The 15,448-nt window shown below is 69.5% G+C and carries 14 protein-coding genes and 2 pseudogenes; 7 read left to right on the plus strand and 9 right to left on the minus strand.

Annotated elements, in window-relative coordinates:
- The 5 genes from SMA5143A_RS41065 to SMA5143A_RS41085 all read right to left on the minus strand — a co-directional run.
- A partial coding sequence (locus SMA5143A_RS41065) for a DDE-type integrase/transposase/recombinase (RefSeq protein WP_258194043.1) occupies nt 1-349 on the minus strand: 349 nt, incomplete at its 3' end.
- A gap of 10 nt (nt 350-359) precedes the next feature.
- Nucleotides 360-563, minus strand: coding sequence for a hypothetical protein (locus tag SMA5143A_RS43380; protein WP_107467887.1), 204 nt, complete (start codon nt 561-563; stop codon nt 360-362).
- Nucleotides 564-586: 23 nt separating this feature from the next.
- Nucleotides 587-913: a transposase gene (locus tag SMA5143A_RS41075; RefSeq protein ID WP_107467888.1), complete on the minus strand. Its 327-nt coding sequence runs from the start codon at nt 911-913 to the stop codon at nt 587-589.
- Nucleotides 914-1,143: 230 nt separating this feature from the next.
- The gene (locus SMA5143A_RS41080) at nt 1,144-2,043 is read right to left on the minus strand and encodes an aldo/keto reductase (protein ID WP_258194044.1); all 900 of its coding nucleotides are present in this window, start codon (nt 2,041-2,043) and stop codon (nt 1,144-1,146) included.
- 177 nt (nt 2,044-2,220) lie between these two features.
- On the minus strand, nt 2,221-2,481 hold the full coding sequence (locus SMA5143A_RS41085) for a hypothetical protein (protein WP_055539549.1): 261 nt from the start codon (nt 2,479-2,481) through the stop codon (nt 2,221-2,223).
- Nucleotides 2,482-3,758: 1,277 nt separating this feature from the next.
- Here SMA5143A_RS41085 and SMA5143A_RS41095 point away from each other — a divergent pair.
- From SMA5143A_RS41095 to SMA5143A_RS44465, 4 genes and pseudogenes are all read left to right on the plus strand, one after another.
- Entirely contained in the window at nt 3,759-5,189 is a 1,431-nt protein-coding gene (locus SMA5143A_RS41095; RefSeq protein ID WP_107467891.1) for a glycoside hydrolase family 43 protein, read from the plus strand.
- Nucleotides 5,190-5,499: 310 nt separating this feature from the next.
- Entirely contained in the window at nt 5,500-6,381 is an 882-nt protein-coding gene (locus tag SMA5143A_RS41100; RefSeq protein ID WP_055539552.1) for a histidine kinase dimerization/phospho-acceptor domain-containing protein, read from the plus strand.
- A pseudogene (locus tag SMA5143A_RS44460) lies at nt 6,374-6,526 on the plus strand (helix-turn-helix domain-containing protein); the annotation flags it as partial. The gene SMA5143A_RS41100 and the pseudogene SMA5143A_RS44460, both read left to right, overlap by 8 nt.
- Nucleotides 6,527-6,653: 127 nt before the next feature.
- Nucleotides 6,654-6,794: a winged helix-turn-helix domain-containing protein gene (locus SMA5143A_RS44465; RefSeq protein WP_229913972.1), complete on the plus strand. Its 141-nt coding sequence runs from the start codon at nt 6,654-6,656 to the stop codon at nt 6,792-6,794.
- Between the two features lie 401 nt (nt 6,795-7,195).
- Here SMA5143A_RS44465 and SMA5143A_RS45055 read toward each other — a convergent pair.
- From SMA5143A_RS45055 to SMA5143A_RS41125, 4 genes and pseudogenes are all read right to left on the minus strand, one after another.
- Nucleotides 7,196-7,407, minus strand: a pseudogene (locus tag SMA5143A_RS45055) (transposase); the annotation flags it as partial.
- A 62-nt stretch (nt 7,408-7,469) separates the two neighbouring features.
- Nucleotides 7,470-8,984, minus strand: coding sequence for a carotenoid oxygenase family protein (locus tag SMA5143A_RS41115; protein ID WP_107467892.1), 1,515 nt, complete (start codon nt 8,982-8,984; stop codon nt 7,470-7,472).
- Nucleotides 8,985-9,018: 34 nt separating this feature from the next.
- Complete coding sequence (locus SMA5143A_RS41120) at nt 9,019-10,482, minus strand: benzaldehyde dehydrogenase (protein ID WP_107467893.1); 1,464 nt, start codon at nt 10,480-10,482, stop codon at nt 9,019-9,021.
- Between the two features lie 53 nt (nt 10,483-10,535).
- A complete protein-coding gene (locus tag SMA5143A_RS41125) occupies nt 10,536-12,179 on the minus strand; it encodes an MFS transporter (RefSeq protein WP_107467894.1) in 1,644 nt (547 codons plus the stop codon).
- A 220-nt stretch (nt 12,180-12,399) separates the two neighbouring features.
- Between SMA5143A_RS41125 and SMA5143A_RS41130 the strand changes: the two genes are divergently transcribed.
- Genes SMA5143A_RS41130 through SMA5143A_RS41140 form a run of 3 tightly spaced genes read left to right on the plus strand, consistent with a single transcriptional unit; the run spans nt 12,400 to nt 15,414 of the window.
- Nucleotides 12,400-12,894 (plus strand): VOC family protein, encoded by a 495-nt coding sequence (locus SMA5143A_RS41130; RefSeq protein WP_055539555.1) that lies wholly within the window; start codon nt 12,400-12,402, stop codon nt 12,892-12,894.
- A 4-nt stretch (nt 12,895-12,898) separates the two neighbouring features.
- On the plus strand, nt 12,899-14,575 hold the full coding sequence (locus tag SMA5143A_RS41135) for a bifunctional 3-(3-hydroxy-phenyl)propionate/3-hydroxycinnamic acid hydroxylase (protein WP_107467895.1): 1,677 nt from the start codon (nt 12,899-12,901) through the stop codon (nt 14,573-14,575).
- Nucleotides 14,572-15,414 (plus strand): fumarylacetoacetate hydrolase family protein, encoded by an 843-nt coding sequence (locus tag SMA5143A_RS41140; RefSeq protein WP_107467896.1) that lies wholly within the window; start codon nt 14,572-14,574, stop codon nt 15,412-15,414. Before SMA5143A_RS41135 ends, SMA5143A_RS41140 begins: the two co-directional genes overlap by 4 nt.
- Nucleotides 15,415-15,448: the final 34 nt, after the last annotated feature.

Consider the following 15,448-nt stretch of genomic DNA (forward strand, 5'->3'; position numbering starts at 1 on the left):
CCAGCCCCGGACCAGCGGGAGTTCCGGCTCGGTCACGGCGCCACAAGGCCATGTCCACGGCGTCGAGGACGAGCTTGGCCCGCTTGCTGGTGGAGGCGGACCAGCCGACGATCGCCCGGGAGAACACATCCACGACGAACGCGACGTAGACGACCCCGGACCAGGTGGCGACATACGTGAAGTCGGCGACCCACCGCTGATTCGGGCGAGACGCGGTGAAGTCGCGCCTGAGCAGGTCAGCGGCCCGCTCGTGGCCGTCGTCCCGGATGGTGGTGCGGATCTTCCTCCCTCGTCGGGCGCCCTGGAGACCGAGGCCTTGCATCAGCCGGGCGACCGTGCAGCGGGCCACCGGTATGCCTTCACGATGCAGCTGCCGCCAGACCTTCCGCGACCCCGTAGACGCCGAAGTTGTCCGTGTGGACACGGCTGATCTGCCTCCTCAGCTCCGCGTCGCGGACTGTCCGGGTCCTGGGAGCGCGGTTCTTCGCCGCGTAGTAGGTGCTCGTCGCGATCTTGAGTCCGTGGCTGGTCAGGACTCGACAGATCGGCTCGACTCCGAACACCTCGCGGTGAGCGTCGATGAACGCTACGAGCGCTTCGACGGCCGGTCGAGCTCGGCCGCGAAGAAAGCCGACGCCGCCTTCAAGATCTCGTTCGCCCGCCGCAGCTCGGCGTTCTCGGCCTTGAGCCGCTTGATCTCCGCGGCCTCGTCTGACGTGGTGCCGGGCCGCCGGCCGGCGTCGACCTCGGCCTTGCGGACCCACGTCCGCACCGTCTCTGCGGCACCGATGCCCAACTTCGCCGCAATTGCCTTCATCGCGGCCCACTCGGTCGGGTAGTTGGGACGGATCTCCGCGACCATGCGCACCGCACGCTCACGAAGCTCGGACGGATAGGGGGACGGACGCGCCATGACTCGATCCTCCCCAGGGAATCGAGCCTCCATCAGACCCGGAGCGCTTCACATCGAAACGGCTCCCGCAGTCACGTACATAACCAGATGGGAGGCCGTCGCGTGACGACTGCTGTGCCCCTGCCCCGCTCCCTGCTCACCCTGACCGCCGCCCTTCTCCTGTGAGGTCCGTCCGCAGGCCAGGTGCCCTGTGGGTGGTCTTGGAGCGTTTCGCCTGTGAGTGATGGTTGTCAGGAGTGGTCCTCGGTCGCCGGGGGTGCGTTGTTGAGATCGGCGAGGTCTTGGGGCGTCAGTTCTAGGTCCGCTGCGTGAATGTTGTCCCGTAGGTACGTCGGGCGGGTAGTACCGGGGATGGGGATGATGTGCTGGCCCTGGGCGAGAGTCCAGGCGAGAGCGATCTGGGCCGGGGTCACGGCGTGGCGCTCTGCCACCGTGCGCAGGACGGTGACGATCTGTAGGTTCGCTGCGCGGGCCGGAGGGGTGAAGCGGGGGTGGCGGGCGCGCAGGTCGCTGGGCGGGAAGGGGGTGTTGGGGGTGATGGTGCCGGTGAGGAATCCGCGTCCCAGGGGCGCGAAGGGGACGAACAAGGCACCGTTGCGGGCGCACCAGCCGACGGTGTCCTCCTCATGTGCCCGGGTGCCGAGCGATAGTCGAGACCAAAGGGAGAGCTCGGACTGGATGGCGGCGACGGGGTGGATGCGATGTGCCTGTTCGGCCTCCTGGGTGCGGACGTCCGAGAGGCCGAGGTGGCCTATCTTGCCCTCTGCCACCATTTCGGCGAGGGCGCCCCAGCTGTCCTCCAGAGGCACGGCCGGGTCGATACGGTGCAGGTAGCACAGGTCCACGGTGTCGGTACGCAGGCGGCGCAGGCTCGCCTCGACCGCGTTGCGCAGGTGTGTTGGTCTGCCGTCGCGATGCAGCGCCATGGCCGCGAGGTCGTCCACGACCAAGCCGACCTTGGTGGCGAGGAACGCCTCGCAGCGGCGGAGGCCCAAGGTCTGGCCGATCAGCGTCTCGTTGTGACCTTCACCGTATACGCCCGCGGTGTCCAGGAGTGTGACGCCAAGGTCCAAGGCTGTGTGCAGCAGCGCGGCTGAAGCCTGGTCGTCGGGTTGCGGGCGGGCGTACATCCAGGGGCTCATTCCGGCACAGCCCAGGCCGACGGCTCCGAGCGGCCGTCCGGAGGGCAGGAAGGGTCTGGTCTTCGTGTTCATCGGTCAGCCGCTGTTTCCTCGTCCGGTGTGTCATTCACGCGGTGGCCGGCACGAAAAACGGCGCGGATCCAATCACATGATCAGCAGCTCACGCTACCCTGCCCCGGAAGCCCAACCAGCAACCAGGGCGTCGGCGAGGGCTTGCCAAGTCATGTGGCCGTAGCGCCACCACACCGGCCCGTGCGGGCCGTGGGCCGCGAGCAGGCGCAGGGTGGTGGCCAGCATCGGCACCATGCCCGTGTAGTCGCGGTAACCGCCCGGCGTCGGATCGTCGGGGGTGTGGGCGTCGTTGTTCCACTGCCCGCGCCTGTGCTCGCGGGCGAGTTCGCCGACCTCGCGCATGCAGGTCTGCATGGCGAGCTGCCCGATGTAGCTGTAGTAGCCCCCCGTCGTGGATCACCCGCACGGCCCACGCCCGGACGAGGGCGAGGACCAGGTCGTCCGCGGTCTCGGCGGCCGCCGCCTCGCTCGCCAGGGCCAGCCACCGCTCCCGACCGCAGGCCAACCCCCTGGATTCGTTCTTCACCGCGGTGACCCCGTTGGCCAGCAGGGCTGCGGTCAGGGCCAGCGCCCGGCGGGACACGTCGAGACCGGTGGCCTGGGAGATCGCGGGACGTAGGCGACCGAGTCGTGTGCGTCCACCGCGGCCCAGTCGTCGATGATCCTGCGGGAGTGGAGCGCGGAGTCAAACGCCTCATGCATCCGGGGGTCCGGCTCTCGCTGGAACGCGTCGAGTTCGAAGTCCCCGCCGCCCGCCTCCTCGACCACCCGGCTGATGACATCGGGATCCAGTGCCCACGCCGACCGCGCACAGCACGTGCCTCGGCGTCACACCGGACGCCGGGACCACGAAGCGCGTGCCATCGATGACGTGTCCTTGCCACACCTTGCCCATCTGCCCAGCACCGCAGATGTGCGTACGACGTTGTGATCTCCATGGCACCAACAGACATGGTGGTCCAGCCCGTTCACGCGGTTCCCCCTCGTCACCGGGAAAGCAGGAGCGCGGGAAACGGTCAGCCACGACAGTTTGCCACGGCGAACTCTCGGGCTTCGTGGGGGTCGCCTCTCAGGTGTCGCCGTACGCCTTCGTCACGTCGCGTGCTTTCCGTTATGGGCGACGTGTCGGTGCGTCTCCTGTAGCACGACCCCGTCCAGAGGTCAGGGGACGGAGGGAACGGAGGAGCAACGCTGTTTCTGCGGTCTTCACCCATCTTGACACCCGCTTTAACCCCGCTCTAACTTTTGCCGAATCCACGAATGATGTCCGATATGTCGGACGAGATGTCATTCGTGAGTCACTGCCCAGTCGCCCTCGCTTCCGCTCCGCGACGTGAAACAAGGATGTCTCTGTCATGAGCGTTGCTCCCGCCACTGCCGGCATGGAACAGATCGCCCCCCGGCGTTTCTCCACGGCCACGGCGCTCGCTGTCCTCGCCCCAGCGAGACGGCCGGGACGGGTACGGCCACTCCCCTCGCGCGCGTCAGCGACGTCGGCGCCTCGGGCACTGACCTGGCCCTGATCGGACAACGCGCCATCGGCACAGCCACCGGCTTCCAGTGGTCACGCGCCCGGAATCACATTGCCGCCCCGTCCCGGCACCCGTAGAAAGAAAGGACAGGACACGCACATGGCAAGGCTGCTCACCCGGCTCGCGGCGATATTCCTCGCCGTCGGCCTCTTCTTCACCTCCCAATCCCTGGCCGCACCCGAGCGGGCGGCCGCCGCGGACCCGGGCTACCTGATGCTGCACTTCACCGGGGAGGGTTCTGCCGGTCAGCAGATGTACCTCGCGCACAGCGCGGACGGCCTGCACTGGAACGACCTCAACGGTGGAGCGCCGATCCTGCGCTCCACGGTCGGCACCAAGGGCGTGCGTGACCCCGCGCTGGTGAGGTCCCCTGACGGCAGCAAGTACTGGATCATCGCGACCGACCTGTGTTGGGGCTGCGGCTCGACGGTGGACGGCTCCATCAACAACGGCAGCCGCAGCATCGTGGTGTGGGAGTCGACGGATCTGGTCAGCTGGTCGGAGCCGTGGCTGCTCAACGTGGCCGGCGCGATCCCTGACGGGCGCAACGCCTGGGCGCCGGAGGCGATCTGGAACCCGGAGACCAACGACTACGTCCTGTACTGGGCGACGAACGTGCCCCTCGACGGCAAGACCAAGCACCGCATCTTCTACGCCCGCACCAGCGACTTCCGCTCCATCACCACCCCGCAGATCTACATCGACCGGCCCGGTGCCCAGGAACTCATCGACACCCAGATCGTCGAGGTCCCGGCCGGTGTCGGCAACTACCGTTACGTACGGGCCTCCGGTGACGGACAGATCACCCTCGAAGGCAGCAACTCGATCCTCGGGACGTGGACCAATCTCGGCAACCTCTCCGGCATCGGCCTGACCGGCGCCCAGGTCGAGGGCCCGATGTGGATGAAGTTCCGCGACCGCAACGAGTGGACCCTGTACCTCGACCAGTACGCCTCCCGCGGCGGGTACATGCCGGTCACGACGACCAATCCCTCCGCCGTCGGCACCTACCAGCTCCCGGCATCGGGCAGCTACAGCCTGGGCGTCAACAAGAAGCGCCACGGCTCGATCATGACGCTCACCGCCGCGGAGGAAACCCGGGTCCTCGCCCGGTACGTCAACACCCCCGCCAAGCGGCTCCAGTCGTTCAACTTCCAGGACCGGTACGTCCGGCACGCCAACTTCGACGTGCGCATCGACCAGAACATCACCAGCGACGACGCCAAGTTCCGGATCCGGCCCGGTCTGGCCGGCACCGGCACCGTCTCCTTCGAGTCGGTGAACAACCCCGGCTACTTCCTGCGCCACGCCAACTACGACTTCCAGCTGGTCCGCAACGACGGCACCGCCCAGTTCGCCGCGGACGCCACCTTCAAGCAGGTCGCTGGCCTCGCCGAGCCCACCTGGTCCTCCTTCCAGTCCTACAACCACCCCGACCGCTACATCCGCCACTACGCCTACCAACTGAAGCTCGACCCGATCACCACCGCGACAGGGCGCGGCGACGCCACCTTCCGCGTGACGGACTGATCCGACCCGACAAGGTGGGGGCGCCTGCACGGCGCCCCCACCCACCGATCGCTCCACCAGACCGAAAGGAGCTGTCCGGCATGCCGGATACTTTTCGAACGCGCGGCGTGACAGCACAGCGCCGCCCGAGTTTCCGGCAGGGCGCTCTGGCCGCCGTGGCGGCCGCCGTCTCGTTTCTGGCGGCGTCGTCGATCCGGCGGCCCCTGCCCGGGCGGCGGAGATCACCGACGGCCTGGCCCTCTGGTACAAGCTCGACGCCACCTCGGGCACGGTGGCGGCGGACGCCTCGGGCAATGGCCGGGACGGAACCGTGAATGGCACCGGCGGCTGGTCCGGTTCCGGTGAAGGGGGCCGCCGGCTGCGCCTGTCCGCCGAGCCCGTCACCGGACCGGCCGGCACGACGGACGCCGTGGTGGTCGCGGCCGTCGACATCTCCGGGCACCTGGACAGCCACGGGCGGCTGAGGCTGTTCCTCACCATCGCCTGTGCGGTCCTGGTAGCCCTTTCGGCCATGGCCGGCCGCTGGCTCGCCGGACGCGCCGTCCGGCCGGCGCTCACGGCACTCGACCAGCAAGAGGCCTTCTTCGCCGACGCCGCCCACGACCTGCGCACACCCGTCACCTCGATGCGGTTGCTCGCCGAGACCGGCCTGCGCGGGGAGGCGGACAGCCACGAAGTGCTGCGCCGCACACTGCGCCAGTCCACCCGGATGAGCGAGCTGGTCGACGACCTGCTCACCCGCGCCCGGCTGATGGCCGGCGCCGTCCCGCTGGAACGGGAGCCACTACGGCTCGACCAGCTCGTCGATGCCGTCGTCGCCGACACCCCGGCGCACGGGCACCAAGTGGCCGTCCGGGCCGAAGCCGTGGTCGTCCTCGCCGACGCGGGACTGCTGCGCCGCGCCGTCGCCAACCTGCTGGGCAACGCGCTCACCCACGGCCACACCCCGGGTGAGCTGGACGCCTCACCGAATCCTCCGGTTCCACCGAGCAGACTTCCCGCGGTCCCCCGAACAGCAGGCGACGAGCAAAGGGCGTGCACCACCGGTTCTACGGGACTGGGTCGCAGGCGCACGGAGCGAGGAATCGGTTTCATGGCCGGATGCGGGAACACATGGTGGCCGAGCGGTTCTACTGACCTTCGCGGCGTGATGTCGTTGGGGGCAGACGATGAATCGTCGCGGTATGCCTGAACGGCAGGCGTTTCGCGAGCGAATCCGGCTGGAGGCCGCGGAGCGATTCGCTGCGGGTGCCGCCGATGCCGAGGTCGCCAAGGACCTACGGGTAAGTGTGCGCTCGGTGCGGCGTCGGCGCCGGGCGTGGCACGACGCCGGCACCGAGGGGCTGCGGTCTGCCGGGCCCACGTCACGGCCCAAGCTGAGTGAGGCCCTGTTCACCGTGCTCGAGCAGGAGCTCGCCAAGGCGCCGGTTCCGCACGAGCATGACGCTGTCGGCGATCGCGCGGATGCCGCACGGGCACGGTTTCAATCACCAGGTCCCGGCCCGCCGGGCGATCGAGCGCGACGAGGAGGCCGTGGCGGGCTGGGTGACTGAGACCTGGCCACAGGTGGAAGGCCCCGGCCCGCCCGTACAGCCTCGGGATTGACGGTTGGTTCCGGGCGGGCCGCATCCGGCGGCTATGGAGTTCGGCCCTGCAGTGAAGCGCCCAGGAAAGGCGTGGCACCCATCCTGGCCGTTTGGCGGCAGTGCGATAGCGGCACGGCTGCACCGCTGAGTTGTCACACGCTTCTGAGACCCTCTCAAGCGGGACGGGCGCATGGGCAGAGAGGCGCTACGTCGGCTTCGAGGGAATGCGCGGATGCAGGGCACCCGGCAGCTCGCGTGCCTGGGTGGAGTGCGCAACGGCCGGGATTCAGTCGAACAGCCCCAGGTGCAGACCCGGTTGTTGGAGTGGCCCTGTCCGACGGCAGAACATCGCACGCGGTGGAGCGGGTCACTCCGCGGGAGTGGTGTATCGACGGCCACTCGGTGATCTCTTCTTTGAGGCTAGTCGGTCGGGAGGGCGGTCTCGTAAGTTTCTGACTCGATCGGGTGGAGGCGGGCCTTGGCCAGGAGGCCGAGGCCATGTATCGACGGGTTTCGGTCCAATCGTCGTTCTGCTCGGCCAGCACCGCTCCGAGCAGGCGGATCAGGGCGGGGTGGTCGGGGAAGATGCCGACCCCATCGGTGCGGCGGCGGACCTCCTTGTTCAGCCGTTCCTGGGATGGGATTCTCGCCGGCGTCGCAGCGGAACCGGAGGACCGGATCCGGAGCAACGCCGCTACCTGTCGTCGCCCTTCGCTGCGATGGCACGGTCCAGAACGTCGTGTTCGGCCCAGCTTCCGTGGAAGCCGAACGGCACCCGGCTGGGAAGCTTGACCCGGGCCAGCGGGGTGCGGCGCAGGTCGGCCGCGTCATGGACGAGAAGTTCGCTCAGGTCGGTGGAGCGATTCCACCACAGCGAGAGCAGGTAGCCGTCGTCCTCGCCGCGGGCGTTCTCACGGGCCACGAAGACCGGTTCGCTCGGGCTGGTCAGGCCGTCGGGTCCTTCAACGACGGTGGTGCTGTCGAGAAGGTAGTCGTGACGGGCGAGGCCGTCGGACATGGTGTCGTCGGCCAGGCTGCGCGTGGTGACGAAGTAGCCGTAGCGGTGGGGCCGACCCGTGTAGGCGTCGTTGATCTTCGGGAACTCGCCGAAGACGCCGCTGATCATCTCCTCCGTGGCCCGTCCGGTCGCCAGGTCGACGCGCCAGCGGTAGGGCAGCGCCGGCGGGAACCACTCGTGGGAGCCCACCGGCGTGGAGAGACGGTCGACCGGGCTGCCGAGGCGGCTGATCCGGTGCCCGTCGACGATCAGCTCACCGTCCTGCTCGTAGGCATTGTAGAAGTGGGTGTTGGCCCAGTGGCCGCCGAGCTCGTGCCAGGTGATCTCATGGGTGTGGCGGTTCATCAGGACGATCTGGACGCCGTGTTCAAGGGAGCTCTCGTCCCAGACGACGCCGGGCCTGCTCTGGGCCACCAGGTCGAGGCGGAACTGGGCGGGCGTGACAAAGAAGATCGCGTACGTGTCGCTCACCGCGAAGTCGTGCATGAGGACCGGCACGCCGATGTCGAAGGAATGCGAGTCCTTGATCTCGGCCGTCTTCACGTCGGCGCGGTACCAGGTGATGGTGGGTCCGACCGCGGCGAAGAACAGCATGTCGCCGGTGTCCGGGTCGGTCTTGTAGTGGCCGGTGCACAGGACGTCGACGCCGCCGTGGAAGTCGTACGTGCCGAGGGTGCGCAGCGTCTCGGGGTCCAGCGCGTGCGGCAGTCCGCCGTCGAAGTAGACAAGCAGGTGGTCGTCGAAGAGGCCGGCGTTGATGTTGGCGACGTTCTTGGCGCGCGGGGCGCCCTTGGGCAGTCGGCCCTGGGTGCCGCCGTTGACGAAGCCGCTGTAGATCGCCTCGCCGGCCTCCACCTCGACCTTCATCGAGTCGGTCTGGACCCAGCGGGTGCGGTAGGCGGCCTTGCCTTCGCGGAGATAGACACCGCATACCATGCCGTCGCCCTCCCACCAGTGGTAGCGGTCGGTGTTGCGGGGCTGGAAGCGGGGATTGGAGGAGACGCGGAACAGCGCGCCCGCGAGGTCGGACGGTATCTCGCCGTCCACCTCCAGGTCGTACGCCTCGTTCTCCTCCGTCCAGGGCGCGAAGGGGCCGTTGAGGAACCTGTTGCCGGTGTGCCAGTCGGCTCCGGCGCCGACGGGGCTCTCTCCGGTACCGCGGGGAACGACGGTCATGGGGTTCGCGGGCATGGGGCTCTCCGTGCGGGTTGGTGTGTCGGGGCGGTCAGAACGGGTAGCGCGGGAGTTCGCCGCGTACGGTGACCCACTGCTGTTCAGTGAAGGCCTCGAGGTTGGCGACGGCGCCGCCATGACGGGCGCCGGTGCCGGAGTCGCCGACGCCGCCGAAGGGGATGTTCGGTTCGTCGTTGACCGTCTGGTCGTTGATGTGGACCAGGCCGCTGGGCACGCGCTCCGCCAGGGCGAGGCCCTTCGCGACGTCCCGGGTGAGGATACCGAGGGACAGTCCGTACTCGGTGCCGGCGGCGAGCCCGGCCGCCTCGTCCAGGTCCCGGAAGGGGACGACGGGCGCGACGGGACCGAAGATCTCCTCGGCGTACGCGGGCGCGGTGAGCGGTACGCCGGTGAGCACGGTGGGCCGGTAGAACAGGCCCTCGTAGGTGCCACCCGCGGCAAGCCGGGCGCCGGCCTCGACCGTGTCCGTGACGATGCGGTGGACGTTGTCGCGCTGAGCGCTGTCGATGAGCGGTCCGACGGCGACGTCCTCGGTGGCCGGGTCGCCCACCCGGAGCGCGTCGGCGTGCTGGGCGAGCAGGGCGGTGTAGTCGTCGGCGACCGAGGCGTGGACGAGGTGACGGCTGCTGGCCATGCAGATCTGGCCGGCGTGGACGAAGGACCCCCAGGCGCCCACCGAGGCAGCCTGCTCCAGGTCGACGTCGTCCATCACGACGAGCGCGGAGTTCCCGCCCAGTTCCAGGTGGACCCGCTTGAGGTGCCGGGCCGCGGCGATACCGATGGCGCGCCCGGCCCGAGTGGAACCCGTGAACGCGATGACAGGAACCTGCGGATGTTCCACGACGGCTGCCCCGACGTCCGCCCCGCCGGGCAGGACATGCAGCAGACCGGCAGGCAGGCCCGCCTCTTCGAAGACACGGGCGAAGACGGCACCGCCGCTGATCGCGGTGCGGGGGTCCGGCTTGAGGACGACCGCGTTGCCGAGGGCGAGCGCCGGGGCCACGGCCCGCATGGCCAGGATGATCGGCACGTTGAACGGGGCGATGACGCCGACGACCCCGACGGGGGTGCGGCGGGAGAAGGACAGCCGCTGCTGCCCGGAACGCAGCAGCTCACCGTAGGGCGCCCCGGCCAGGGCGGCGGCCTCGAAGCACTCCTCCGCACCACCGCTGCTGACCTGCAGGGCGGCGAACGGCCGAATCGCACCGGACTCCCGTACCAGCCAGGTCTCGATCTCCTGCTGGTGCTCCTCGAAGAGACGCGCGGCGCGGCGCAGGACAGCGGCACGGTCGGAATACGGCCGCGCGGCCCACTCCCGCTGGGCCGGTACCGCCCGCTTCACCGCCCTGTCCACGTCGGCGGGCGTGGCGGTGCCGACGCGGCCCAGTGGCTTGCCGGTGGCGGGCTCGACGGCGTCGTACTCCTCGCCCGATCCGCTGATCCACTCACCGGAGAAGATCCGGCCTTCCCAGATGCTGCTGTCCAGAAGAGTCATGGTGTCCCGTTCCATGTCAGGGGCTGTTACGGCTGTGCCCTCGGGGCTGATGGTCAGGCGCTGGGGAGCGGCTTGACGGAGTTCGGGGCGCCGGCCGGTGCGGTGGCCGCCTCCTGGGCGGACGTGCCGACGGCCATGGCATCAGCGGCTCCGCTGTGCCGCAGGGCGAGAGCGGCGATCACCGCGCCTGCCAGGGCGGCGCCGGCGCAGACGTACATGCTGAGGTCGAGGCCCGATTCGAGGGCCTCGCGGGCGAGCGGGGCCACGGTGCCCGACAGGTTGCCGAGGTCGGCGTTGGCGACTGCGAGTGCGCCTCCTTCGGTGTTGACGGCCTCGGCTACGCCCAGAGCCTGTGGCGGAAGGCCGGAGGAAGCGAGCTTGTCGGCCAGGCCGCTGCTCGCCGTGCCGAGTGCGACGGCGCCGACGACCGCGGGGCCGAGGGCCTGCCCGGTCTCTCGGACGAGGCTGGTGACCGCGCTGGCCATGCCGGCGTACCGGATGTCGACCGTGCCGACCGCGACGGCCGTCAGCGACGAGAACATCGTGATGAAGCCGACTCCCATCAGCAGGATCGGTCCGGTCATGGACGCGAGGCCCGTCGCGTCGCCCGGCAGCAGTGCCATCCAGAACTCTCCGGCGGCGAGCGACAGCAGCCCGCCGACCAGCAGGGTGCGGGGGTGCACGTGCTGCAGCAGTTTCGGCAGGAACGGGGTGAGCAGCAGCGGGACCGCCTGAACGAGCGCGAAGGGCAGAGCGGCCTGGAACGGGGAGACGTGGTGGACTGCCTCCAACTTTATGCTGAGCGCATAGGCCGTGCCGATGAAGCCGAACAGGGCGAGCAGTCCGATGGCGGCGGCCGCGGCGAAGGCGGGGGTGCGGAACAGGTCCAGGCGCAGCATCGGCGCCCGTGATCTGCGCTCCACGGCGAGGAACGCCGTGAAGGAGGCGGCGGCGAGGACGAAGGCGAGCACGATGTGGGGCTCGGAGTAGCCGTCGCTCGCGCCCTCGATGACGGCGTAGAGCAGCGCCAGCAGGGACACGGCGATGGTGAGCTGGCCGGGCCGGTCGAGGCCGCGGTCGGCGGTGGCCTGGCGGGAGTCGACGACCCAGCGACCGCTGACGGCGGAGGTGACCAGGCCGAGCACCGCGAGCGGAACGAAAGCCCAGCCCCAGTGGGCGTGCTCGGCGATGAAGCCGCTGATCAGCGGGGCGATCATCGCGCCGAAGGCGAGGCTGAGTGCCCAGTACGACAGGGCCCTGGCGCGGGCGACGGGCTCCCAGGTGCCCGCGACGATCACCGCCAGCGAGGAGGGGAAGATCGCTGCGGCTCCCAGGCCGGCCATCGCCTGGCCGGCGATCAGCTGGGTCATCGAGCCCGCGGTGGCGACGACCAGGCAGCCGGCCGTGATCAGCAGCCCGCCGAGGACCAGCAGGCGCTTTCGTCCGAACAGGTCGCCGAGGACACCGAAGTTCAGCTCCAGGATGGCCGTCGGGAGGATGAACGCGGCCGGGATCCAGGCCAGGGCGGCGGCCGACGCCCCGAGGTCCTGCTGTATCTCACCGATGAGCGGCGAGGCCAGGGGAATGCCGATCTGAGCCACGCAGATGGCGAAGCAGGCCGCCACCAGCGTGGCGCGGCCCAGCGGAGCGGGCGTGTTCGGAGAGGGAGCGGGGCTCTCGGCAGCGGGATCGGTCATGAGGGATGCCTCCGGCGGTGCTCCGTGGACGCCGTTGACTGAGCGACGCACCGGACACCATGTCTCGGAAACCCGGACTTGGGTTTCATTTGGCAGGACCGTGCACTGTGGACTTGCCTCCAGTCAAGGGGCATGAAGGCGGAATTTTGCGATTGACGACCGGAGATCCGACCGCTAGCGTCCTATAAATCAGTTACTCAGTCCTGATATTGGAGACAGTATGAGCATCACTGGGCTCGGGCACACCGGCTTCTGGGTCGACGACCTCGAAAAGATGCGCGACTTCTACAGCCGGGTCCTGGGGCTGACGGTGACCGATGAGGACGAGGAGCGGCGCATCGTGTTCTTCTCGTCCCGCCCGGACGAGGAGCACCACGAGTTCGTGCTCCAGGAGGGCCGGACCGCCCCAGCCGGAAGCAAGCTCACGCACCAGGTGTCTTGGCGGGTGGACTCACTGGAGTCGATCATCGACTTCCACCACCGGTTCCGCGCCGAGGGCATCGAGGTCCAGCAGGAGGTCACCCACGGCAACGCGATCGGGATCTACTTCTTCGATCCCGAGGGCAACCGCAACGAGGTCTACCTCCGCCTGGAGCGTGACGTGCGCCAGCCGTTCCGCAAGAGCATCGATCTGGACCTGTCCCCCGAGGAGATCATGGCCGAGGTCGAGCGGCTGCTGACCGAGGGCGGACCGGCCTACCAGCCGGTCCAGTAGTCCCATGCCCACGACATCCGAGACGCCGCCTGTCCTGGTCGTCGGCGCCGGACCGACCGGGCTGACGGCCGCCCATCTGCTCGGCTCGCGAGGTGTACGGGTGCTGCTGGTGGAGCGCAACACCACCACAAGCAACGACGCCAAGGCGATCAGCCTCGACGACGAGTCCCTCCGTACCCTGCAGTCGGCCGGCGGCCTGGACGAGGCGGTCTACCCGATCCTTGTGCCGGGCACCGGCACGAGATACTTCGGCGTGGGCGGGCGGCCGCTCGTGCACGCCCGGGGCACTGGCGACCAGCGCCTGGGACATCCGTTCAAGAACCCCTTCGCCCAGCCCGACCTGGAGCGGGTGCTGTGTACGCAGCTGCGCCGCCTGCCCGGCGTCGACGTCCGTTTCGGCACCCGGCTGACCGCCCTCGCCCAGCACCCCGACCGGGTGCGCGTGTCCCTGCGAACAGGTGGGGAGGACGGGCCGGTCGAGGAGTTGGACGTCTCGTACGTCCTCGGCTGCGACGGCGGCCGCAGCACCGTGCGCGACCTGCTGTCCGTGCCCATGCGTGGACGCAGCTTCCCTGACGTGTGGCTGGTGGCCGACACCCTTGAGGACACGCACGACCAGCGTTACGGCATGCACCACGGCGACCCCGACCGACCCGTCGTCATCGTCCCGGGCCAGGACGGGCGTTGCCGCTACGAGTTCCGCCTCAAGCCGGGCGAGTGCGAGGCCGGTACCTCTCCCCCGTTCGCCCTCGTGCGCGAACTCCTGCGGCCCCACCGGGAGATCACGCCGGACCAGATCGAGCGCGCGGTCGCCTACACCTTCCACGCGTTGCTGGCCGACCGGCTGCGCGAGGGCCGCTGCTTCCTGCTCGGCGACGCCGCGCACATGATGCCGCCGTTCGCCGGCCAGGGCCTCAACTCAGGGGTGCGGGACGCGGCCAACCTGTGCTGGAAGATCTCCGAGGTGTTGGCGGGCCGGGCCGGTGACGCGATGCTCGACACCTACGACAGCGAGCGGCGTCCGCACGCCCGCGCCGTGATCGACCTCTCCGTGCGCCTCGGCCGGATCGTCATGACCACCAGCCGCCCGCGTGCCCTGCTGCGCGACGCGCTGGTGCGCACTGCCATGCACATCCCGCCGGCTCGCCGCTACCTCACCGAGATGCGCTACCGCCCCGACACCCGGCTACGGGCGGGGGCCGTCCTCCCGACGAACGGCGCGGGCAGTGGGCTGGTCGGCACGATGCTGCCGCAGCCACGGGTGCTGCACGGACCGCACCACCGCCCCGCACGGCTCGACGACATCCTCGGACAGGGCTGGAGCCTGCTGGGGATCGGCGTGAGCGACACCGACTGGGCAACCGTCGTCCGGGCCGGCCTCCCCGAGGCCACCGCCGTGGATGTCTTCCTGGACGACCGCACACCGCGTGACCGGGCCGGCCGAACGGGGATCGCCGACGCCGACGGCCGACTCGACGCCCTCCTCGCCGGGCTGACCGGATCCTTCGTCCTCGTACGTCCTGACCGGTTCGTGGCCGCCGTATTCGCCCCCGATCGGGCCCAGTACGTCGGCGTGACGCTGCGGCGCTTCGCACGCCCCCGCCCCACCACGGGCACCACCACCGCCACCTCCGATCTCGCCCCCGAGATCCCGTACGACTCCCCAGGAGTACCCCGATGAGACTGAGCACCGTCCGTATCGCCGACGACCGCGTGACCTCCGCCGCCCGGCAGGAAGGCGACGAACTCGTCCTGCTCCCCTACACCGACGTGGGCGCGCTGCTTGCAACCGGCGACGACTGGCACGAGCGTGCGGCCTCCGCCGACGGCGAGCGCCTGCCCCTGGCCGAGTCGTCACTCGCCCCACTGGTCCCCCACCCGAACAAGATCGTCTGCCTGGGTCTCAACTACGCCACGCACATCAAGGAGATGGGCCGCCCCACCCCCGCCCATCCCACCCTCTTCGCGAAATACGACGGCTCCCTGATCGGCGCCCACGACGACATCCACACGCCGCCGGTCAGCGACGATCTCGACTGGGAAGCCGAGTTGGCAGTCGTCGTCGGACGCCCCGGCCGCCACGTGCCGCGCGAGAGGGCCCTGGAGTATGTCGCCGGCTACACGGTCGCCAACGACATCACCGTGCGGGACTGGCAGCACCGTACCCGTGAGTTCCTCTCCGGCAAGACCTTCGAGGCCACCACCCCGGTCGGGCCCGCGCTCGTCACCCCCGACGAGCTCCCGCCCGGTGCCTCGGGGTTGGACATCTCCTGCAGCGTCGACGGGCACACCATGCAGAAGTCCAACACCGCGGACCTGCTCTTCGACGTGGCCGAGACCGTCGCGTACATCAGCACCATCATCACGCTGCTGCCCGGCGACCTGATCCTCACCGGCACCCCGGGCGGCGTGGGCGCCGGTCGCGATCCGAAGGTGTTCCTTCGCCCCGGACAGGAACTGATCACCACGGTGGAAGGCATCGGGGAACTCCGCAACACCGTCATCAAGGAACAGCTGTGAACCAGGACCACAGGACAACCGGCGGCCATGCGGC

The organism is Streptomyces sp. MA5143a, assembly GCF_900290235.1.
In the GTDB taxonomy this organism is placed as follows: domain Bacteria; phylum Actinomycetota; class Actinomycetes; order Streptomycetales; family Streptomycetaceae; genus Streptomyces.